Below are 20,984 nucleotides of genomic sequence, written 5' to 3'. Positions count from 1 at the left end.
CCCGGCCTCCGTCCGTCTCACCAGGGAGCACGGATCCCCGGCCGTCCCGGTTCACCGCGCCGCCTCGGCCAGGGCGCGCCGGACGGCCGCGCCCGTCTCCCGCCAGCCCGGCAGCGCCGCCCGCCGCTCCATCGCGGCGGCGCGCAGCCGGGCACGCAGGTCCGCGTCGCCCAGCCAGCGGGCGAGCGCGCCGGCCAGGGCGGCCGGGTCGCCCGGCGGGACGAGCAGACCCGGGACCCCGGCGGCGGTGCGCCCCACCGCCTCCGGCAGGCCGCCGACCGCCGCGGCCAGCACCGGCACGCCGGCGGCCAGCGCCTCGGCGGCGACCATGCCGTAGGCCTCCGCCCGCGAGGGGACGACGAGCAGGTCAGCGGCGGCGTACGCGCGGGCCAGCGCCGCCGGGGGAGCCGGGCCGGTCAGCCGGACGCGGCCGGCCAGGCCGGCGGCCGCGACCCGGCGCTCCAGCGCGGCGGCGAAGGCGGGGTCCCGGTCGGCACGGCCGACCAGCGTGCAGCGCCACGGCGGGCCGGCCAGGCCCGCGAGGGCGGCGAGCAGCAGGTCCTGGCCCTTGAGCGGGGAGAGCGTGCCGACGCACAGCAGCCGCCCGCCCGCCGGCGTCCCGGGGGCGGCGGGCGCCGGCTCGGTGCCGGGGCGGGCGACGTGCACCCGGCCGGCGGCCGGCCCGTGCAGCTCCAGCAGCCGGGCGCGGGTCCACCCGCTCGTGGTGACCACGGCCCGCGCGGCGGCGAGCACCGCCGCCTCCTCGGCCGCCGGGACCCGCTCGGCGCCGGCGGCCTCCTCGCCGAAGAGCATGTGCACCAGGACGACCAGCCGCAGCCGCGCCGCCCGCGGCACGAGCACCGCGGCGGCGCCCGAGGCGACCAGCCCGTCGACGAGGACCAGTGCGCCGTCGGGCAGCGCGTCCAGCGCCCGCGCCAGCGCCGTCCGGGCCGCCCCGTCCGGTCGCGGCCGGCCGCCCTCGACCGGGATCTCGGCGACCGGCCACCCGGCGGCGCGCAGGTCGTCGCGGACCGCCCGGTCGTAGCGGTTGCCGCCGCTGACCCGGGCCGGGTCGTCGATCCCGGCGGGGACGACGAACGCGACGGCGGGGCCGGCCGGCGGGTCCACGACGGTCAGGGGCGGCGGGTCACAGCGGCCGCTCGTAGCTGGCCCAGGCCACGTGCGACTCGTGCAGGGTGACGGTCAGGGACTGCAGACCGGTGCCGCCGGGGCCGAGCGCGCCGTCGGCGACCCGGGCGGCCAGCCGGTCGGCGACCACGCGGGCGAGGACCTCGGTGGTGGTGTTCGTGCCGGCCAGGTCGGGCTCCTCGTCGAGGTTGCGGTAGGTCAGGGCGCCGAGCACGTCGTGCAGCAGGCCGGCGGCGGCGCCGATGTCGACCACCAGCCCGTCGCCGTCGAGCTCGGCGCGGCGGAAGGTGGCGTCGACGACGTAGGTCGCGCCGTGCAGCCGCTGCGCCGGGCCGAACACCGCCCCGGTGAAGCTGTGCGCGATCATCATCGAGTCGCGGACCGTCACGCCGTACACCGATCACTCCCCGCCGTAGTCGACCGTGTGGCACAGGGCGGGCAGCCGGCCGTCGGCCAGCCGCGCCATCACCTCGGGCAGCTCGCCGAACGGCGAGGACCCGGTCAGCAGCGCGTCGAAGGCGTCGTCGCGCAGCAGGTCGAGGGCGAGCGCCAGCCGGTCCCGCGGGCTGCGCGTGCCGCGGCGGGCCGGCGCCACCGCACCCACCTGGCTGGCCCGCACGGCCAGCCGGCCCGAGTGGAAGGCCCCGCCGAGCGCCACCGTCACCTGCCGGTCGCCGTACCAGCTGAGCTCCAGCACGGTGCCCTCGGCGCGCAGCAGGCCCAGCGCCGACTGCAGCCCCGCCCCGGTGGCGCTGGCGTGCACGACCAGGTCCCGGCCGCCCGCGGCGTCCTCCGGCGCGACCAGGCGGACGCCGAGCCGGGCCGCGACCGCGGCCCGGCCGGGGTCGACGTCGACCAGCTCGACGTCGGCGCCCGGGAACCGGGCCAGCAGCCGCGCGACGCAGCAGCCCACCATCCCGGCGCCGACGACGGTGACCCGGTCGCCGAGCAGCGGCGGGGCGTCCCACAGCGCGTTGACCGCCGTCTCCACCGTGCCGGCGAGCACCGCGCGGCGGGGCGGGACACCCTCGGGGACCGGCACCACGGCCGCCGCGGGCACCACGTACGCCGTCTGGTGCGGGTACAGGCAGAAGACCGTGCGGCCCAGCAGCCCGGCCGGCCCGTGCTCCACCACCCCGACGTTGAGGTAGCCGTAGGCGACCGGGCCCGGCAGGTCGCCGTCCTGGAACGGGGCGCGCATGGCCGCGCGCTGGCCCTCGGGCACCTCGCCGCGGAAGACGAGGGTCTCGGTGCCGCGGCTGATCCCCGAGTGCAGCGTCCGCACCACGACGTCGTCCGGGCCGGGCTCGGGCAGCCGCACCGTGCGGATCTCCCCGGCGCCGGGCTCGCGCAGCCAGAACGCGCGCACCCGGTCGGGGACCGTGCCGCTCACCCCGCCGGTCACCGGGGCGGCCGCAGCGCCTGCGCCCCGGACGGCGGGGTGAAGGCGTCGAGGAACCGGTCGCGGAAGGCGTCCATCGGCCAGGCCGGCGCCGACGGGCCGGGCAGCAGCCCCTCCTGCCACTCCCAGGCGGCGATGCCGTCGAGGACGGCGGGGTCCGCGGCGAGGACGGAGACGGGCACCAGGCGGGAGGCGTCGGGTCCGGTGACCGCCGTGTGCGGCTGGTGGTCCCCGAGCAGGACCACGACGAGGTCCTCGTCCCGCTCGGCGAGCCAGGTGAGCAGCGCCTCCAGCGAGTACTCGACGGACTGCCCGTAGAGCTCCCGGACGGTGTCGTGGTCGGCCCAGGCCTCCTCCATGGTGAGGCCCTGCGCGGGCATCGGGTCGTAGACCGAGCCGTCGCCGAGCCGGTCGGGGGGCACCATCCGGGGCAGCGGCGTCCACGGCCAGTGCGAGGAGATCAGGTCGACCTCGGCCATCAGCGGCTCGTGGCCCGGCGTGAGCTCCTGCTGCGCGAAGGCCGCCAGGGTGAACTGGTCGGGGACCGGGGCCCAGCCGAACTCCGGCCCCTCGTAGCCGAGGGTGTGCCGGTCGTAGAGCCGGTCGTAGCCGTAGAAGACCGACCCCTCGGGCCAGGCCTCGTCGTTGGCCGGGTTGACCGCGACGGTGCGCCAGCCGGCGTCGCCGAACGCGCCGGCGAGGGTGAGCCGGTCGCTGGTCATGAGCTGGTCGTAGCGCGGCTGGCTGTCGATCCACAACCCCGACTGCAGCGTCGCGTGCGCCAGCCAGCTCATCCCGCCGAAGGTGGGGGAGTCCAGCCACGCGCTGCGCGCCTCGAACCCGGCCCGCTCCAGCCGGGCCGCGCCGCCGCGCAGCACGCCGGTGACGCCCGGGGCGATGTCGGGGTCGGTCAGCGCCACCTGCCCGTAGGCCTCGACGAAGACGACGAGCACGTCCTTGCCGCGCAGGCCGGCCAGCAGCTGCGAGCCCGACAGCCCGCCCAGGGAGTCCGGCGAGGAGGTGGCCTCCTCGAAGCGCTGCTGGTCCTCCAGCGCCGCGCGGGCCTCCCGGCCGTGCTCCACGGCCAGCCCCGCGGCGCTCGTCGACGCGACCGGGCCGGCCGGGACCAGCTGCAGCGACAGCGCGGCGCACACCGCCCACGCCACGCCCAGCGCGGCGACCCCGCGGGCCGACCGGCTCCGGTGGCCCGCGGTGACGCGGGTCAGCCGCAGCGTCGAGGCCAGGACGACGGCGACCAGCACCGCGACGCCGAGCGCACCCAGCACGAGGGCGGTGTCGGTGGCCGCGTCGCCCATCGTGGTGCGCACCGCGCCGATCGCCACGCCGAAGGAGGCGACGTCGGACACGGGGTTGAACGGGCGGTCCAGCGCCGTGGTGTAGCCGGCGTCCAGGAGCTTGACGACGGTGAGCAGCGCCAGCGCGGCCCCGGCGACGACGGCCAGCACCCGCCGCGGCCGCGGCGGGAGCACCAGCCCCGCCGCGACCAGGACCAGCCCCTCCAGCGGGATGCGGGCGAAGGCGGCCGGGGTGAGCTGGTCGAACCGGGGCGGGACGACGAGCACGGCCCACACGACCGCCCCGGCGCCCAGCGCCGTGGCGGTCCGCACGACCCGGCGGGCGCGCGGCCCGGCGCCGGTCCGGTACAGCCAGCCGACGCTGCGGCCGAACGACTCGGCGAGCAGCACCAGCGCGACGGCCACCGCCACCAGGGCGGCGGGGCGGGGGAGCACCCCGGAGACCGCGACGGTGAGCACGATCCCCTGGACGGCGGCCACGACCTTGCCCCAGTACCGGTACGGCAGCGGCGCGGCCAGCCACCGGACCGCCCAGCCCGCGACCAGGAGCAGGTACCGGGCCAGGCCGATGGCCAGCACCCAGTCGCCGAGGTCGCGCGCCGCCGCGACGCTCAGCACGAGGATCAGGTAGGCGTCCACCTCGGCGTCGAAGCGGGCCCCGAAGGGCGTCGCCGTCCCGGTGCGGCGGGCCACCTGCCCGTCGACGGTGTCCAGCGCCAGCGCGACGGCGGACAGGACGACGACGGCGGCGACCGGCAGCGGCCCGCCGGCCGACCCGGCGACCAGCCCGGCCACGCCGGCGGTCAGCACGGCGCGGGTCAGGGTGACCCGGTCGGCCGGCTGCACCGGCTGGCCGGCGCGGGCCCGGCCGACGGCCAGGAACGCGGTCGCCGCCCACCCGGAGGCCAGCCCCACGACCCAGCCGGCGGGGCCCAGGCCCGGGCCGAGCGCCAGGCCGGTGAGCAGGGCGGGGGTGGCGAGCGAGCCGAGGACCGTCTCGAGCCGAGTCGCGCGCACGGCACCCCCCGGGACGATCGGCCGCCTCTGCCCGGGAGCACGGACGCGGGGCGGCCGCGGTTCAACGGCCGCGGTTCGACGGCCGGGTCCACCCGGCGGCGGTTCGACGGCCGGGGTTCGACGGCCGGGTTCAACCGGCGGCGGGCCCGGCCCCGGAACGGCCGGCGACGTCCAGCTGGTGGGCCAGGTAGACCAGCTCCCCGGTGGCCAGCTGGCGGCGGCGGTCGGCGAGCCAGCCGGCCAGGCCCGGCGGCGCGCCGGGGCCGTCCAGCGCGTCCTGCACGGTCTGCAGGATCGCCTCGAGGAAGTACGCCTCGTCGTCGGGGTAGCTGCCGTCCGGCCCGGCCCAGACGACCCAGTCCGACGACCCCGCCGCCAGCGGCGGCACGCCGGCGGCGCGCAGGTGGCCGAACAGGTGGCGGCCCGTGCGGCTCTCCCCGGCGGACCGGCCGTAGCGCACCCGGTCGTCCATGCTGCGGTGGTAGGCGCCCAGGACGGCGTCGTCGGCGGGGTGGTCGGGCTGGAAGACGCTCTCGCCGTCGAAGGTGACGGTGAACCAGTACGCGCCGCCGGGCACCAGCAGCCGCAGCAGCCCGGGCAGGACGGCGGGCACGTCGACCAGGTCGAGGAAGGCGTGCGCGATCAGCAGGTCGGCGGGCTCGCCGTACCCGGCCTCCAGGTAGCTGCCGAGCTCGGCCTCGACCAGCCGGACCCGTAGATCGCCCAGGCGCAGGCCGTCGGGGCGCGGCTCGGCCGGCAGGTGGCGGGTGCCCGCCCACTCGCACAGCCAGGCGCGGGAGTCCCGCAGCAGGCGGCGGTCGACGTCCAGCAGGGTGTACTCGCCGGCGGTCACCAGCCCCCACTCGTGCAGCCGGGCGACCATCGTGCCCAGGCCCGCGCCGAGCTCGAGGACCCGGCAGCCGCCCGGCGGCACGAGCCGGCGCAGGTCGTCGAGCACCGCGCGGTTCAGCGCCCGGTCGTCGACGGTCCGCTTCGCGGCCAGGTAGCGGGTGTAGGAGTAGGTCATCGCCGTCCCGCCCCGGGCCGTCCCGCCGGCAGGCGCCGCGCGACCAGCGCGTACTTGCGCACCCGGCCGCGGCCCAGCCAGTCGCTCCACAGCTCGTGGGCGGCGACCAGGTCGGTGAGCGCGCGGACGCCGGTGCTGCGGGCGATGTCCTCGGCGTCGGCGCGGTAGCAGCGCAGCAGCGCCGTCGCCGTGGCCGCGTGCGCCGCCGTCCACTCCTCCCGCCAGGTCACCTCCAGCCCGGCCTCGCGCAGCAGCCGGGTGAGCTCGCCGAGCCCGACCGGCCACACGGTGTCGGCGTCGGGCATGGCCTCGCGCTCCGCGGCGGTGAGCGGCGGGCCCTCCTCGACGGTGCAGGCGAAGCGGCCGCCGGGCGCCAGCACGCCGGCGACCTCGGCCAGCAGCTCCCGCTTGTCGGGGAAGGCGAGCATCGTCTCCAGCAGCAGGACGACGTCGAAGCGGCCGCCGGGCAGCGGGGGGACCACCGCCCGCTCGAAGCGGCACGGCAGGCCGCCGGCCAGCTCCGCGGCGATCTCCAGCGCGCTCGCCGAGCTGTCCACGCCGAGGTACCGGCAGCCGCGCTCCGCGGTGACCAGCCGGCCCGGGCCCGCCGTCCCGCAGCAGACGTCCAGGACGGAGGTGCCCGGCCCGATGCCCGCGCGGGCGGCCAGCCGCCGGATCTCGCCGGCGCGGAGGAAGCTCTCCTGGCCGACGTACTCGCCGGCCGGGTACGCCGCCTCCCGCGCCCGGCGCAGCCCCGCGTCGAAGGGGGCGCGCTGGTCCTGACCCGCCATCCGGCCCCCTCCTCACCGCGCCCGTCACCGTCAACACGGATGCGGCACCGCGGTGGTTCACAGCCGGGGGAGCCGGTGGCACCCTCGGCCCACGGGGATCCACCGCCGGAGCGCGTCACGGGGCGAGGTGGTCGCCGATGTCCAGGTCGGGGAACGGCGCCGGGCCGGGGATCGGGGAGCGGGCGGACCGCCTCGCGGCCGCTGTCGTGGCCGCGCTGCTGGCCGGCGGAGTGGTGGCGGGGTGCAGCGCCTCCGAGCCGGCGGGGTCGCGGTCGACGCCGGCGGGCGCGGCGACCGACTGGCGCAACACCCGCTACGCCGTGACCTGCGACGGGATCGTCCCCGACGGCCTGCCGGCGACCGTCGTCGACGGCTACGCGCGGGTGCCCGCCGACGGCAGCCGCCCCCCGCACTACGAGTTCTACGAGGTCCGGGTCACCGGCACGGCCAGCGGGGACCTCGACGACGACGGCGCCGCCGACACCGTCGTCCTGCTCGAGTGCTCGCCGCAGCCCTCCAACGGCGTCGTCCAGGAGGTGCAGGTCTTCGCGTCCGGGGGGAACCGGCTGGGCGGGCTGCCCAGCCCGCGGACGCTGCGCGGGGAGGGCGTGCTGCCGCCGCTGTACGACCCGGCCGGGCTGTCGGTCGAGGACGGCGAGATCGTGGCCCGGATGCGGGCCTACGCGCCGGAGGACTCCCGCGCCGACGGGCCCTCCGTCCCGCTCACGGTGCGCTGGCGCTACGACGGCTCCGGCTTCGAGCAGGTCATCCGCTCCTGATGAGTCGGGGGCGGTTGCGCAGACAACCCGTGACATCGCGCGCTGTGAGGGCCAGCATCGGCGGCGACGGACGCGGGGGCCCAGTCAGCAGCGGTTGGGCGGGGGTGGCGGTCGGTGACGGACCTGACGACGCGGCGGGTGCGCGAGCACCCGGTCCCCGCCCCGCCCGCCGAGCAGGCCCCCGACGCCGCGGCGCCGATCCCGGGCCGGGCGCCGTCCCCGCCCGGCGGGGTGCCGCTGGACCGGCTGCTGGCCCTGGCCCGGCCGAGCCCCGCACAGGCCCTCGAGCTCGGCGCCGCGGTGCTCGCGGCCGCCGCGACCCGGGCGGCGGCGGCCGGCGGCACCGCCGACGACGGCGCCGCCGGCGACCCGACCGTCGTCGCCCCGCTCGTCGCGGCCGACGGCCGGGTGCGTCTGGCGACCGGGCCGGCCGGCCGTCCCGCGGACGCCGTCCTCACCGACGTCGCGGCGGCCGCCCGGCTGCCCGGCCCGCCGCCCGACCCGGCCGCCGGGCGGCACCTGGACGCGCTCGACCGGGCCGCTCGCGACCTGCCGGCCGCCGGGCTGCCCGCCGTCTCCGGCCGGCTGCAGGAGGCGGCCACCGGGCTCGACCGCGCGGCGGTCCGCGCCGAGCTCGCCGCGCTCGTCCGCGCGGTCGGCGGCCCCGCGGTCGGGGGCCCCGCGGTCGGGGGCCCCGCGGCCGGCGGGGCTCGTCCCGGGGGGCGGCCCGCGGCGGCCCGCGCGGAGCCGGCGCGGCCGGCCGACGGCGCGCCCCGCCGGCGGTCCGGCCGGCGGGTGGGGGCGTGGGTGCTGTCGCTGCTGGTCCTCGCGGCTGTCGTCACCACCGAGGTCGTCCTGCTGCGCGACGACATCACCGCCGACATCGGCCTGCTGCTCGACGCCGGCCGCGACGAGGACGACCCGGCCGCCGCGCCGGAGCCCCCCGCTCCCTCCGTGCCGGCGCCGGCACCGGCCGCGGCCGGGACCGTCGCGGCCGTCGACCTGCGCCCGCTCGAGCGGTGCGTGCCCGGCGCCCCGTGCACCGTGCGCCTGCTGGTCCGGCTCCTGCCCACCGCCGAGCCGCAGGTCGTGACCTGGACCTACCAGGTGCTCGACCCGTGCACCGGCGGCACCGGGAGCTGGCCGGGCGGCACCGTGACCGTGCCGCCGCAGGCCGACCGGGCCGCCGCCGTCGGCACGATCCCGCTCCCGGCGCTGGCGGCCGTCGCGGTGGTCGCCGTCACCGACGTCCCCGCGGTGGCGGCCTCCGGGCCGGTGCTGGCGGGCTCCTGCGCGTCCGACTGACGACCCGGCCGACAGCCGCCGGAGGAGGACCACATGCCGATCGCCCGCCGCCGGAGGACCCGGACGCCGCGGACCCGCGGGGCGCGGGGGTCGCAGGGGCTGCCGGGGGCGCCGGCGGCGGCCGTCGGGGTCCCGCGGCGGACCCGCCAGCAGCGCCGGGACCGCCGCGACGCCGCGTTCGACCTGCTCGCCGTGGTCGCCGCTGTCGCGCTCGTCGGCCTCGGCCTGGCGAACCTGTACCTCATCGGGGACGAGGAGCTGGCCGCCCGGCAGGGGCTCATCGCCGTCGCCGGGGTGCTCGCCCTCGCCGTGTTCTGGCGGGTCCGGGTCCGCTTCCTCGGCGTCCTGGCCTGGCTGGCCTACGGGGCGGCGGTGGTGTTCCTCGTCGGCGTCCTCGTCGTCGGCCTGTCCGCGAACGGGGCCACCCGCTGGCTGGCGATCGGCTCACTGACCTTCCAGCCCTCCGAGCTCGCCAAGCTCGGGCTGATCCTCGTCCTCGCCGCCGTCCTCGGCTCCGACCGGCCGCCGTGGCAGCGCTTCGCGCTGGCCGTGTCGCTCGCGATCGTGCCGATCGGGCTCACCCTGCTGCAGCCGGACCTCAGCACCACGATGCTGCTGGTCCTGGTCACGGCGGCCATGCTCGTCATCGGCCGGATCCCCGCCCGGTTCCTGCTCCCGCTGGGCGCGGCGGCGCTGGTCGCGGCGCCGCTGCTGATCGGCCTGCTGCGGCCCTACCAGGTCTCCCGCCTCGGCAGCTTCCTGGTCGGCGCGCACGAGTCCCCGACCGGCTCGGGCTGGGCGGTGCGCCAGGCGAACATCGCGGTCGGCTCCGGCGGGTGGTTCGGCCGGACCGACGACCCGCTGCGCCAGCTGCGGGCCCAGTACCTGCCCGAGCGCGACACCGACCTCGCGCTGGCCAGCCTGGTCGGCCAGTGGGGGCTGGTCGCCGGCGCCGCGGTGGTGCTCGCCGCGATCCTCCTCGTCTGGCGGCTGGCGCTGGCCAGCCGGGCGTCGCGCACGCCGCACGGTGCGCTGGTCGGCGGCGGTCTGGCGATCCTGCTCGGGGTCGAGACCGTCGTGTCGGTGGGGGCCAACCTCGGCCTGCTGCCGCTGGCCGGCGTCCCGTTCCCGCTGCTCAGCTACGGCGGCACGGCGCTGGTCGTGCACCTGGCCGCGATCGGCGTGGTCCTCGCCGTCCGCCGGGACGGCGCCCGGCGGCGGCTGTGGGCGCAGCCGGGCCGGCGCAACCCGCGACCGCGGCTGATCCGGCTGGTCGCGGTCGCCCTCTCGGCCCTGCTGATCTCGTTCGGCGTCTACGGGTGGCGGATGCAGACCACCCGCGGCGAGGAGCTGCAGGTGGTCGGGGACGACCAGATGACCCGCTGCTTCCGGCTGCCGGCCTCCCGCGGCGCGATCGGCGACCGGCACGACGCGCTGCTCGCCGCCGACGCCGCCGACGTCGGCACCGGGGTGTACCGGGTCGTCGTCGTGCCGGCGCTGCTGCGCGCCCGCCCCGCCGACGTCGACCGGCTGGCCGCGCTGACCGGCCGGCCGGCGCCGGACCTGCACACCCAGCTCGCCGCGACGGAGGACACCACGCTGTCGCTGCCGGTGGCCGACGTGCCACGCGGCGTCGGCGACGCGGTCACCGCCGCGGGGATCGGCGGGGTCCTCGTCGTCCCCGAGCCGCGCCGGGCCTATCCGCAGGGGGCGCTGCTCGGGCCGGTGCTGGGGTTCGTCGGGGTGGCCACCCCCGAGGACGAGGAGCGGTGGGACGGGCTTCCCAGCGGCGTGGTCGTCGGCCGCGCCGGGCTCGAGCAGCAGTACGACGCGGTGCTGCGCGGGGTCGACGGGCGGCAGTGCGTGTACGTCGACCCGCGCGGCGTGCCGGTGGCGCTGGGCGAGTACCGGGCGCCGGTGCGGGGTGCGGACCTGCGGCTGTCGCTCGACCTGGGCCTGCAGCGCCGGCTGGACGCCGACCTCGCCGCGGCCGTGCGCGCCGGACCCCGGCCGGCGGGCCGGATCGGGGCGGCCGTCGCGATGGACCCGGCGACGGGCCAGGTGCTCGCCATGGCCAGCTACCCCTCCTACGACAACAACGTGTACGGGCCGCCGCTGGACGCCCCGGCCCTGCAGGCGCTGGCCGACGCGCCGGGGTCGCCGATGCTCGAGCACGTCAGCCAGGCGGTCGTGCCCCCCGGGTCGACGTTCAAGCTCGTCGTCGCCGCCGCCAACCAGGTGCACGGCGCCTGGGACGCCGACGACGTGGTGCCGACCGGCGCCTCCTTCACCTACGGCGGGCACACCTTCGGCAACTGGCGGCCGATGGGGCCCATGGACATGCGCCAGTCGATCGCGATGTCCAACGACGTGTACTTCTACAAGCTCGCCCTGGCGCTGGGCCCCGAGGCGATCGCCGAGACGGCCCGGGCGCTGGGGGTGGGCGCGCCGACCGGCCTCGACCTGCCCGGCGAGTCCGCCGGCTACCTCGGCACCCCGGAGTCGGTCGAGGCGGACGGCGGCACGTGGTTCGGCGGCTCCACGGTCATCCTCGGCATCGGCCAGGGCGAGATCCAGGTCTCGCCGCTGCAGAACGCCCTGTGGACCGCCGCCATCGCCACCGGCGGCCTGGTCACGCCGCGGCTGGGCATGGCCGTCGGGACCGGGGGGACCACCTACGCGGCGCTGCCCGCGCCGCCGGTGCGGCCGCTGCCGTTCGCCGCCGACCTGGGCCCGGTCCGCGCGGGCATGCTCGACGTCGTCCAGGCCGGCACCGGCGGCCGGGCCCTCGTGCCGGGGGTGGCGGTCGGCGCGAAGACCGGCACGGCGCAGGACGGCGGCCTGCCCGACGACGAGTACGACAACTGGATGTCCGCGGTCGCGCCGATGGACGCCCCCGAGATCGCGATCACCGCGCTCACGCAGGGGCCCGGGCAGGGCGCCAACAGCGCCTCGGGCGTGGTGGCCGCCGGGCTGCGTCACTACCTCGCGAACCGGGACGCGATCCTCGCCACCGGCCCGGCGCCGGCGCCCTGACGGTCAGCTGCGGCCGTACGCGGCCAGCAGGGCGCGGTTGCGCAGGGCGCGCGCCGCGCCCTCGGCCACGCACGTCAGCGGCTCCTCGGCGAGCTTCACCGGCAGCCCCAGCTCCCGCTCCAGCTCCTGGGCGAAGCCGGCCACCAGCGACGCGCCGCCGAACACCAGCACCCCCTCGGACAGGACGTCGGCCAGCGCCTGCGGGGGCAGGTCGTCGAGGCAGGCGGTGAGCGTCCGGAGCACCTCGCCGACGATCGGCCGGACCGCATCGGCCACCTCCGCCGACCGCAGCGTCACCAGCCGCGGCCGCCCCGTCGTGGCGTCGCGGCCCTGCACCACCAGCGGCCCGTCCTCCTCCGCGGCGGAGGAGACCTTGACCCGCTCGGCCTCCAGCTCGCCGACGTGCAGCTGGTGCTGCTCGCGCAGGTAGCGGATGACCGCCACGGTCATCTCGTCGCCGCCGAGCTTGCTGGTCCGCTGCGCGAGGACGCCGCCGAAGCAGAAGGCCACCGCCTCGGCCGTGCCGCCGCCGACGTCGACGACCATGTGCACCCGCCGCTCCAGCGGGTCGACGCCGCAGCCGATCGCCCCGGCCACCGAGTCGTCGAGCGCCGTGACCGGCCGGATGCCCGCCTCCTCCGCCGCCTCCAGCAGGGCGCGGGTCTCCAGCGCCGTGGAGTCGGCCGGCACCCCGACGACCGCGCGGACCGGCGTCCAGCTCCGCCGTCCCGCCCGGGCCAGGACGGTCCGCAGGTACAGCCGGGCGGTCTCCAGGTCGGTGACGACGCCGTCGTGCAGCGGCCGCACGGCGGCGAAGCGCGCGGGGGCGCGGCCGACCAGGTCGGCGGCCTCCCGGCCGACGGCCATGGCGCGGGGTCTGCGCGCACCGGCCTGGCGCAGGAGCATCACGCTCGGTTCGTCGAAGACGATGCCGCGGCGGGCGTCGCTCACCACCGTGTTGGCGGTGCCCAGGTCGATGCCGAGATCCATGCGCGGCCTCCTCCTGACCGGCGGGCGACCCAGTGTGGTGGCTGCCCCGCACCCCGGTCCAGGCTCCCGGCCGCCCCGCCGTCCCGGCCCCGGCGCGGCGAGCCGGACGCACCGGGAGAGCGCGGTGGAACCGGCCCCGCGGGCCCGACCGCGGCCCTACTGTCGCAGGGGTGGAGGCCCCCGCGGCCGTCGAGCAGCACCGGCTCGCGCAGCTGAGGTTCCTCGAGGACGACTACGCCGGAACGCGGCAGCACCTCGAGCTGGCCTTCCGCGCCTGGCGCGCGGCCGGCGAGCCCAGGGCCGCCGCGCGGGCGGCGGCGCAGCTGGCCGACCTGCACGGCAGCTGCCTGGGGAACCCGGCGGCGTGCCAGGGCTGGGTGGCCCGTGCCCGGAGGGTGCTGGCCCCCGTCGGGCGCTGCGTGGAGCTCGGCTACCTGGAGCTGCCGGTCGTGGCCTGCCTGGCGCCGGACGTCGCCGAGCTCCTGGCGGCCGCCGACCGGGCCCTGGAGCTGGCGGCGGAGTTCGCCGACCCGGACCTGGAGGTCCGGGCGCTGGCCGACGGCGGCTACGCGCTCGTCGTCCAGGGCCGGCTGCGCGAGGGGTACGACCGCCTGGACGAGGCGATGGCCGCGCTCTCCGCCGGCGAGGTGTCGGACGTGGGGATGGCCGGGACCGCCTTCTGCGCCCTGCTGTCGGCCTACGACCGGGCGGGCGACGTCCGGCGCGCCGAGGAGTGCAGCCGGGTGGTCCGCGACGCGGTGCTCGACGCGGACGGGCGGCCGCACGTGCTGCACGCCCACTGCCGGCTGGCCTACGGCTCGGTCCTGTGCACCGTCGGCCGGTGGCCGGAGGGCGAGTCGGCGCTGCTGGAGGTGCTCACCGCCGCCGGGGCGGGGGTCGGCCACCGGCGGGACGCGGCCACCTGCGTCGCCCGGCTGCGCCTCCTGCAGGGACGGTTCGAGGAGGCGGGCGCGCTGCTGCGCTCGGCCCTCACCGCGCCGTCGGCCGCCGAGCCCCTGGCCCGCCTGCACCTGCTGACCGGCGACCCGGACCTGGCCGCGGGCGTGGCCCGCCGGGAGCTCGACGCCGTGGCCGGCGACCGGCTGCGCACCGGGGAGCTGCTCGGCCTGCTCGTCGAGGCCGACGTCGCCCGGGACGACGTGGCCGGCGCGGGCTCCTGGGCCGGCCGGCTGGCGGAGCTGGCCGGGTCGGGCGAGGACCCGACCCTGCGGGCACAGGCCCTCGTCGCGAGCGCCCGGGTCGCGGCCGCCCGCGCCGACGCCGGGGCGGCGCTGGCGGCGTTCCGGGCGGCGTCGGCGCTGCTGGGGGACGGGCGGCCGCTGCTGGGCGCCACCGTCGCGCTGGAGACCGCGCAGGTGCTGGCGCTCGACGGGGACCGCGCCGCCGCCGTCGTCGAGGCGCGGCGGGCCCTGGCCACGTTCGACGCGCTCGGCGCCAAGCTGCTCGCGGACCGGACCGACGCGCTGCTGCGCTCGCTGGGCAGCCGGTCGCGGGGGCTGGGCCGGGCGCCCGGTGCCGCGGCGACCGCGCTGAGCGGGCGGGAGCGCGAGGTGCTGGACCTGCTGCGCCAGGGCCTGACCAACGCCGAGATCGCCGCCCGCCTCTACATCTCCGCGCGGACCGCCGAGCACCACGTCGGCCGGGTCCTCGGCAAGCTCGGCATGCGCTCCCGGGCGGAGGCCGCCGCCTTCGCGGCCGCGCACCCGGATGGGGGTACGGATACGTAGTCCACCCGATGTGGCGCCCCCGTGGGCGGCGGGAGGGTCCCGGCATGACCACAGCCATGGACACCACAACCACCACCGAGATCGCCGACGGCATCTACCGCATCTCCACCTGGGTGCCCGACGTGGCCCCGCCGGCGGGCTTCACCTTCAACCAGTTCCTCGTCGACGCCGACGAGCCGCTGCTCTTCCACACCGGGCACCGCCGGATGTTCCCGCTGGTCGCCGCCGCCGTGGCGCGCGTCCGGCCGGTCGAGGAGCTGCGCTGGATCACCTTCGGCCACGTCGAGGCCGACGAGTGCGGGGCGATGAACGAGTGGCTCGCCGCCGCGCCGCGGGCCACGGTCGCGCACGGCGTCCTGGGGTGCCAGGTCTCGCTGGACGACCTGTGCGACCGGCCGCCGCGGCCCCTGGCCGACGGCGAGGTGGTCGACCTCGGCGGCAAGCGGGTGCGGCACCTCGACACGCCCCACGTGCCGCACGGCTGGGAGGCCCGGGTCCTCTACGAGGAGACCACCGGGACCCTGCTCTGCGGCGACCTGTTCACCCACCTGGGCAACGGCCCGGCGCTGGTGACCTCCGACGTCGTCGGCCCCGCGGTCGAGGCCGAACTGGTGTTCCGCGCCATGACGCTGGCCCCCGGGACGACGGCGACGCTCAGCCGCCTGGCCGACCTGGAGCCCACGACCCTCGCGCTGATGCACGGGTCGTCGTTCACCGGCGACGGGGGAGGCGCACTGCGCGAGCTCGCCGCGCAGCTCGACGCCCGCTTCCTGGCCTCGGTCTGACCGGACACCGCGGGCCGGCACATGCCCGTCAGCCCGGGGCCCGGGGACGCCGGCCCGGGGCGACGACGGCGCGGACCGCCCGCCACAGCCGCTGCCCGGGGCTGCGGTACCGGCCCTCCACGTAGGAGCGCTCGGGGAAGGCGAGCGCGTAGCCGAAGGCCACCTTGCCCCGGACACCGGGCACGGCGCGCAGGGCACCGAGGGACGTGCGCGCGTAGCTGCCGTCCGGGTCGGGGTGCGCGTAGAGCGCGAGCTCCCGCCGCGACCTCGCCGACGGGCGGTAGGCCAGGGCCCACTCGACCAGGGGCGGGCGGTCGGCCAGCGGCAGGGTGCGCCAGGTGTGCACGAGGGCGGCGGCGACGACCGGCTCGGCCCGCCAGCGGTGCATCAGCTCCCCGACCCGCCGGAGGTCGAGGGACCCGTTGAGCAGCATCTGGGCGGTGTCCCGCTGCGGGACCAGGCGCGGCGGCACGTCGCCCAGCGCCGTGTGGAAGCACGCGTGCAGGAACCGGGCCTCGGGGTCGAGCGCCGGGACCCGGGTCGTGCCGATCGTGAAGGCGTCCCCCGGTCCCCACAGGTCGTCGAGGTCCACGCGCAGGCCGAACGGTCCCATGACGAACGTCCGGTGCAGGTCGACCGGGAGCCCCTCCGGGGACACGAAGCTGGTGCCTTTGCTGAACCGCCGGTCGAACCCGGGCCGGGGCTGCAGGTGGCGGCGGGTGTGACCGGCCGCGGTGAGCGTGGCGACGGCCCGGTCGAACTCCGCCGAGGGGACGAGGAGGTCCACGTCGACGAAGTGGCGCAGCGCCGGGTCGGGGTAGTCCAGGTGGGCGACCGCCGCCCCCTTGAGGAGGCGGACGCGGACGCCGGCGGCCGACAGCCGGCCGAGGACCTCGAGCGCGCCCTGCTCGATCGCCATCGCCCGGCACGCCCACTCGACGTGCTCCCGCCGGGCCTGGGCGGCCTGCTGCCCGGTGGCGGGCAGGCTGCCGGTCTCGACGGCGGCGGCGAGGAGACCGGCCAGCCGCTCGTGCCGGGACAGGTCGACCAGCTCGGCCCAGGCGGGGTCCGGGAGCGGACCCGCCGGCCAGGGGCCCCGGGCGCCGTCGAGCCCGGTCGCGGCGATGCTCCGAACCAGCTGCCGGACGTCCGTCGGCGCCCACCTCCTCCCGGACCAGGTCCTGGCCCGGGGCGCGGAACCGGAGGCCGGCTCACCGGGCTGGACCCGGCAGCGTAGGCGCCGCGGCGCCGTCGTGGTCCGGGGCGGAGCGCCGCGTCATCGGCAGACGTCGGACAGGAGCGACTCCCAGGCGTCGACGACCTTCTCCATCTCGAAGCGGTCGAGGCAGTACCGGCGGCCGGCCGCACCCAGGGCCTCCCGCCGGGCGCGGGCGCACTCGACGGCCGCCGCCGTCGCCGCCGGGTCGCCGGGGGGCACGAGGAAGCCGCTCACCCCGTCGAGGACGACCTCCCGGACGAACCCGACGTCCGACGCGACGACCGGCAGCCCCGCCATGCCCGCCTCGATGAGCACCCCGGGCAGGCCCTCGCTGTCGCTCGGCACCACCAGCACGTCTGCCGCCGCCAGCACCCGGGACACGTCGCTGCGCGTGCCGAGGAACGCGGCCCGGTCACCGAGCGCCGTGGCCGCCTGCCGCTCCGCCTCCTCCCGCAGCGGCCCGTCGCCGCAGACCAGCAGCCCGGTCCCGCCGTCGAGGCGGGCGACGGCGTCGATCGCGACGTCCGGCCGCTTCTCGGGCGAGAGCGCACCCAGGAACAGGACGACGTCCCTGTCGGGGTGCAGTCCCAGCTCGGCTCGTGCCGCCCTCCGCCGGGCGTCGTCGGCAGGGGGGAAGTCCGCGGCGCGCCGGCCGTTGGGGATGACGCGGACCGCCTCCGGGGCCAGGCCGAAGCGCTCCACGAGCACGGTGCGGGACGCCTCCGACAGCGCGGCCACGGCCCGGACCCGGGCCAGCATCAGCCGGACGCGCGCCCGGCGGGACGGGGTGTTCGCCCAGAACAGCGGGTCGCCGATGTTGACGTACACGACCGGGACCCGCGTCCCCGCGAGGGCGAGCACGCTCGCGGGCAGGGTCCGGGAGCCGTGCGCGACGACGACGTCCACGCCGCGGGCTGCGCGGCGGACGCGGGCGAGCGGAGCCACGCCGAGCGGCCGCCGGCCCAGGGCCGGCACGTCGAGCTCGGGCGGGTGGTCGCCGCGCACCAGGGCCGCGACGTGGCCGCGGTGGCCGCGGGCCACCAGGCGCTCGTGCAGGGTGACGGCGAAGGCCTCCGCGCCCCTGCGCTGGGTCGAGGTGACGAGGTGCAGCACGCGCAACGTCCGTCGGTCCGGCACCGCGTCCAGGGCCATGACCGACCCGCTCTCCCGCCCACCCCGGGGCGATCGTCGACGAGGCGCGGATGCGGGTCGCCGACTCGGCCGACCCATGTCGGACGGACGCTATGCACCCCGGGGTCGACGATCAATGGGATGGGTCCTCCGCCGCCGGACAGGACCGCCCCGGTTGCTCGGCCCGCGCAGAGGGCTCTTGACCGGTCGGGGTCGTGGCGCCAGCGTGGGCGACCGCCTCTGCCGCTCACCTCGCACGACGGTGACCCGCATGCCGGCGGAGGCGGAGGCCGCTCCCTTCGGCGAGCCTCCGAGCTCGGTCGAGCGAGAGGGTGCCACCACCGATGCAGGCATTCACCGGCGCCGCCGGCCTTTTCGGGAGCAGGCGTTGCGAGGTCCCGGTCGACGACGGCTGGTCCGTCCACGACGCGCTCGTGCTGTCCGGCCACGCGACGGAGTCGGCGCCGTGAACACCGAGCACCCACCGCTCTGCGCCGTCCGCAGCTCGTGACGCTCGACCGTCGCGTGTGGCGCGCTCGGGTCGTCACCGAGCTGGACGAGCTCGAGGCGTTGGAGCCGGAGTGGCGAACGGTCTTCGATGCGAGCTCGGACCGGAGCCCGTTCCTGTCCTACGACTGGGTTCGGACCTGGTGGGCGCACTTCGGAGGCGGCGACGAGCTCCGGGTGATCACGGTCCGCCGGTCCGGCGAGCTCGTCGCGATCGCGCCGATGTTGTCGCACCGCTTCGGGTTCGGGCCGGTGGGTGGGCAGCTGCTCGTCGGCATCGGCCAGGAGACCGCCGACTACGGCGGGTTCCTGCTCGGGGAGGACCCCGGGGAGAGTGGCCAGACGGTGCTGGACACCGTCACCGATCTGGCTGACGGCATCGGCATGATCAAGCTGACGCGACTCCGCCCCGACGGCGCCACGCTCGCGGCAGTGCAGCGCTGGGTGCGCTCGCCGGACAACCGCTCCCGCCGGTTCGAGCTCCGCTGCGCCCACGAGGAGAGCTACCCGTACCGCAGGCTCGGGGACCCGGCCCACCCCCTGGCCCGGGCCATGAAGCGCAACGACGTCCGGCGCCGGCTCCGGCGATTGGCCGAAGGACATGACGTCGTGTTCGACCCGAACACCACCGGGCGCGCCTCCGAACGCCTCGGCTCGTTCCTGCGGCTCCACGACCTCCGATGGGAGGCCCGGGCGGACCGACCCTCCGGGCTGTTCACCTCGGCCCGCGGACGCGCCTTCATCGCGGACGTGGCCGAGCGGTTCGACGCCCTCGGGTGGCTGCGCATCTCCTTCGTCCGGGTCGACGGCACACCCATCGCAGCTCGGTTCGGGATCCAGCTGGGAGACACGTACCTGGGGTTGAAGTCGGGGTGGGATCCGGCGTACGCGACGTTCGCGCCTGGTCACCTGATCGTCGGCCTCCTCCTCGAGCACCTCGAGGCCTCCGGTGTCCGCGAGTTCGACTTCATGCGCGGGGCCGGCTCGCACAAGGACCGTTGGGCCACGGGAGATCGGTCCGTCGGGTACTGGCACCTCCGGCGCGGTGGCCTGCGCGGCCGCGCCGCGGACGTCAGCGCACGCCTGGTCTCCCGACGGCGGTACCGCTCGTTCGGTGCGTGAGCACGTAGTGATGCCATGGATGGCACACGGACGGGAACCTGCGCGGCGCTCGTGATCCGATCCGCCTGACGACCTCCAGGCCGTGCTCCTCGGCCTCAGCGCAGAACCGGCCGGGTGTCGTCATGTGGGTCCAGAGCCCGCCGCGCGCGGCGTCGAACACGTATCCCGAGCCTCGCCAGAAGGCGCGTGTCCGCACGAGCCGAACGGTTCGCCGGGCGGACATGTACGCCGCGGCAGCGACCCTGCGAAGCCGCGCAGATCCTCCGCTCGGCCAGTCGACGAGGCACCTCGGGTTGTGCCGGGACAGGAGGAGGACACCGTCGTCGGCGAGGACGCGGCGGCACTCTCGTAGGCAGGCCCGTCGTTGCGGATCCGGGTGGAGGTAGTCGAGCCCGTTGTAGGAGAACACGATCACGTCAGCGGACCGATCGGCGAACGCGGAGAGGTCAGCGGCATCCCCCACCCGCAGGTCCACACCCGGATAGCGCTGTCTGGCCACGGTGACCATGGCCTCGGAGTAGTCGATGCCGACATAGGTGGACGCGCTCGGTGCCAGGTGGCCGGTCGTCCGGCCGGTGCCCACACCGAGATCGAGGACGCGACTGCCCGGCGGCACGTGCGCGGCGTAGAGGATCGCCTCGGACGTCGTCAGCAGGTGCGCGCCTGCGTAGTCACTCACCACCGCCTCGTCCTCGAAGACCTGGCGGTTGCGACCGTCCTCCGACGATGGTGCCGGCCTCGGCACGGCGAAGTCGTCAGCCATGGGCGCGCCCGCGACGGGATGTGCGGCGCAGCGCTCGAACCCGCTCGACCCATCGGAAGGCGACGGGATGGGCGCCGGAGACGACGGCGCGTGCCCTGGCCAGCTCGTCGCCGGCATCCAATCGCAGCCGCGAGAGCGCCGTCGGGCGCTGGGTCAGGCGGTGCAGGCGATGGTCGAAGAGCGCTGCGACCGGGTACCCCAGAGCCCTGAGGACCCCCTCTGCGACCGTCGTCCGGTTGCCGTTCGGGTAGGCGAACAGGCTCGGCTGGGCCGGGAAGTGCTCTCGCAACCACGCCGACGCCCGGGTGACCTGCTCCTCCTGCTCCTCCGGCGCGCTCCGGTCGAGGCAGGGATGGTCCCAGGTGTGGTTGCCGATGCCGTGCCCGGCCGCCTCCCACCTGAGCAGGTGGTCGTAGGTGGCATGGGCCGGCGCCGGGAGGCGGCCTGCGTCACCCAGCCGTTCCGACAGATCCGCGATCATCGAACGGCGCACGCGGTCGGGCACGGTCTTGAGGTGCGCGACCAGTCGGCCCTCACGGTCCCCCTGCCGGGGATCCAGGCCGGCGCTCTCGGCTCGGTCCGCCACGTCCCACCAGTACGGCGACGGCTCGTCGACGAGGCCGGGACAGATGAACACCGTGCCGGCCACCCCATGCCGGTCCAGGACGCGCTGTCCGACATCGATCACGTCGGCATGCCCGTCGTCGAAGGTGAGCCACACCGCGCGCTCGGGCAACGTCGCGTCGCCGACGGCCCACGCGTGGATGGCTCGGTGGTCGACCGGCTCGAACGACTTGGCGATCCAGGCCACCTGACGACTGAACGCGTCCTCGTCCCCGATCCCGTGGTACGCGACGACTCGCAGGATCCCCTTCGTCAACGCCTCGGCAGTGTGGG

At 77.5% G+C, this 20,984-nt stretch carries 17 protein-coding genes; 6 read left to right on the top strand and 11 right to left on the bottom strand.

Translation table 11 applies throughout. The features are described 5' to 3' along the window. Window positions 1-51 precede the first annotated feature (51 nt). The 6 genes from ACI79F_RS02930 to ACI79F_RS02905 form a co-directional block, all read right to left on the bottom strand. A complete protein-coding gene (locus ACI79F_RS02930) occupies window positions 52-1,128 on the bottom strand; it encodes a glycosyltransferase family 4 protein (protein WP_456543382.1) in 1,077 nt (358 codons plus the stop codon). A gap of 19 nt (window positions 1,129-1,147) precedes the next feature. Continuing rightward, entirely contained in the window at window positions 1,148-1,546 is a 399-nt protein-coding gene (locus tag ACI79F_RS02925; protein WP_456543383.1) for a 6-pyruvoyl trahydropterin synthase family protein, read from the bottom strand. Between the two features lie 3 nt (window positions 1,547-1,549). Further along, window positions 1,550-2,542, bottom strand: a complete 993-nt coding sequence (locus tag ACI79F_RS02920) for a zinc-dependent alcohol dehydrogenase (RefSeq protein WP_456543384.1) — start codon at window positions 2,540-2,542, stop codon at window positions 1,550-1,552. An 8-nt stretch (window positions 2,543-2,550) separates the two neighbouring features. After that, the gene (locus ACI79F_RS02915; protein ID WP_456543385.1) at window positions 2,551-4,884 is read right to left on the bottom strand and encodes a CDP-alcohol phosphatidyltransferase family protein; all 2,334 of its coding nucleotides are present in this window, start codon (window positions 4,882-4,884) and stop codon (window positions 2,551-2,553) included. 130 nt (window positions 4,885-5,014) lie between these two features. Further along, a complete protein-coding gene (locus ACI79F_RS02910) occupies window positions 5,015-5,911 on the bottom strand; it encodes a hypothetical protein (RefSeq protein ID WP_456543386.1) in 897 nt (298 codons plus the stop codon). Continuing rightward, the gene (locus ACI79F_RS02905; RefSeq protein ID WP_456543387.1) at window positions 5,908-6,702 is read right to left on the bottom strand and encodes a class I SAM-dependent methyltransferase; all 795 of its coding nucleotides are present in this window, start codon (window positions 6,700-6,702) and stop codon (window positions 5,908-5,910) included. Before ACI79F_RS02905 ends, ACI79F_RS02910 begins: the two co-directional genes overlap by 4 nt. 137 nt (window positions 6,703-6,839) lie before the next feature. Between ACI79F_RS02905 and ACI79F_RS02900 the strand changes: the two genes are divergently transcribed. The 3 genes from ACI79F_RS02900 (at window position 6,840) to ACI79F_RS02890 (ending at window position 11,822) form a co-directional block, all read left to right on the top strand. After that, complete coding sequence (locus ACI79F_RS02900) at window positions 6,840-7,481, top strand: hypothetical protein (protein ID WP_456543388.1); 642 nt, start codon at window positions 6,840-6,842, stop codon at window positions 7,479-7,481. A gap of 114 nt (window positions 7,482-7,595) precedes the next feature. Beyond that, window positions 7,596-8,786 carry a hypothetical protein gene (locus ACI79F_RS02895; RefSeq protein ID WP_456543389.1) on the top strand — a complete coding sequence of 397 codons (1,191 nt, stop codon included), beginning with the start codon at window positions 7,596-7,598 and terminating at the stop codon, window positions 8,784-8,786. Window positions 8,787-8,819: 33 nt separating this feature from the next. Further along, on the top strand, window positions 8,820-11,822 hold the full coding sequence (locus tag ACI79F_RS02890; RefSeq protein ID WP_456543390.1) for an FtsW/RodA/SpoVE family cell cycle protein: 3,003 nt from the start codon (window positions 8,820-8,822) through the stop codon (window positions 11,820-11,822). 3 nt (window positions 11,823-11,825) lie between these two features. Here ACI79F_RS02890 and ACI79F_RS02885 read toward each other — a convergent pair whose 3' ends face one another. Beyond that, window positions 11,826-12,812, bottom strand: a complete 987-nt coding sequence (locus ACI79F_RS02885) for a rod shape-determining protein (protein WP_456543391.1) — start codon at window positions 12,810-12,812, stop codon at window positions 11,826-11,828. A gap of 170 nt (window positions 12,813-12,982) precedes the next feature. Here ACI79F_RS02885 and ACI79F_RS02880 point away from each other — a divergent pair, with 170 nt between their 5' ends. Together ACI79F_RS02880 and ACI79F_RS02875 are read left to right on the top strand one after the other, a co-directional pair. Further along, window positions 12,983-14,560, top strand: coding sequence for a LuxR C-terminal-related transcriptional regulator (locus tag ACI79F_RS02880; RefSeq protein ID WP_456543392.1), 1,578 nt, complete (start codon window positions 12,983-12,985; stop codon window positions 14,558-14,560). Between the two features lie 44 nt (window positions 14,561-14,604). Further along, on the top strand, window positions 14,605-15,345 hold the full coding sequence (locus tag ACI79F_RS02875; RefSeq protein ID WP_456543393.1) for an oxygen-binding di-iron domain-containing protein: 741 nt from the start codon (window positions 14,605-14,607) through the stop codon (window positions 15,343-15,345). A 28-nt stretch (window positions 15,346-15,373) separates the two neighbouring features. Here the strand turns inward: ACI79F_RS02875 and ACI79F_RS02870 are convergent, their stop codons facing one another. Further along, window positions 15,374-16,396 carry a nucleotidyltransferase family protein gene (locus ACI79F_RS02870; protein ID WP_456578873.1) on the bottom strand — a complete coding sequence of 341 codons (1,023 nt, stop codon included), beginning with the start codon at window positions 16,394-16,396 and terminating at the stop codon, window positions 15,374-15,376. A gap of 225 nt (window positions 16,397-16,621) precedes the next feature. After that, complete coding sequence (locus ACI79F_RS02865; RefSeq protein WP_456543394.1) at window positions 16,622-17,677, bottom strand: glycosyltransferase family 4 protein; 1,056 nt, start codon at window positions 17,675-17,677, stop codon at window positions 16,622-16,624. A gap of 543 nt (window positions 17,678-18,220) precedes the next feature. Between ACI79F_RS02865 and ACI79F_RS02860 the strand changes: the two genes are divergently transcribed. After that, entirely contained in the window at window positions 18,221-19,324 is a 1,104-nt protein-coding gene (locus ACI79F_RS02860; protein WP_456543395.1) for a GNAT family N-acetyltransferase, read from the top strand. Here ACI79F_RS02860 and ACI79F_RS02855 read toward each other — a convergent pair. Together ACI79F_RS02855 and ACI79F_RS02850 are read right to left on the bottom strand one after the other, a co-directional pair. Further along, window positions 19,275-20,087, bottom strand: a complete 813-nt coding sequence (locus ACI79F_RS02855; RefSeq protein ID WP_456543396.1) for a class I SAM-dependent methyltransferase — start codon at window positions 20,085-20,087, stop codon at window positions 19,275-19,277. The genes ACI79F_RS02860 and ACI79F_RS02855 overlap by 50 nt on opposite strands. Beyond that, a complete protein-coding gene (locus ACI79F_RS02850) occupies window positions 20,080-20,967 on the bottom strand; it encodes a polysaccharide deacetylase family protein (RefSeq protein WP_456578870.1) in 888 nt (295 codons plus the stop codon). The genes ACI79F_RS02855 and ACI79F_RS02850 overlap by 8 nt, the downstream gene beginning before the upstream one ends. Between the last annotated feature and the right edge of the window lie 17 nt (window positions 20,968-20,984).

It is taken from the genome of Blastococcus sp. SYSU D00868, from assembly GCF_054050575.1.
This window is presented reverse-complemented; position numbering and strand designations above follow the sequence as displayed.

What these genes read in the sequence shown, in the direction of transcription:
- ACI79F_RS02910 (WP_456543386.1), bottom strand. Translation starts at nt 5,911, where the DNA reads ATGACCTACTCCTACACCCGCTACCTGGCCGCGAAGCGGACCGTCGAC.
- ACI79F_RS02905 (WP_456543387.1), bottom strand. Translation starts at nt 6,702, where the DNA reads ATGGCGGGTCAGGACCAGCGCGCCCCCTTCGACGCGGGGCTGCGCCGG.
- ACI79F_RS02900 (WP_456543388.1), top strand. Translation starts at nt 6,840, where the DNA reads ATGTCCAGGTCGGGGAACGGCGCCGGGCCGGGGATCGGGGAGCGGGCG.
- ACI79F_RS02890 (WP_456543390.1), top strand. Translation starts at nt 8,820, where the DNA reads ATGCCGATCGCCCGCCGCCGGAGGACCCGGACGCCGCGGACCCGCGGG.
- ACI79F_RS02885 (WP_456543391.1), bottom strand. Translation starts at nt 12,812, where the DNA reads ATGGATCTCGGCATCGACCTGGGCACCGCCAACACGGTGGTGAGCGAC.
- ACI79F_RS02875 (WP_456543393.1), top strand. Translation starts at nt 14,605, where the DNA reads ATGACCACAGCCATGGACACCACAACCACCACCGAGATCGCCGACGGC.
- ACI79F_RS02855 (WP_456543396.1), bottom strand. Translation starts at nt 20,087, where the DNA reads ATGGCTGACGACTTCGCCGTGCCGAGGCCGGCACCATCGTCGGAGGAC.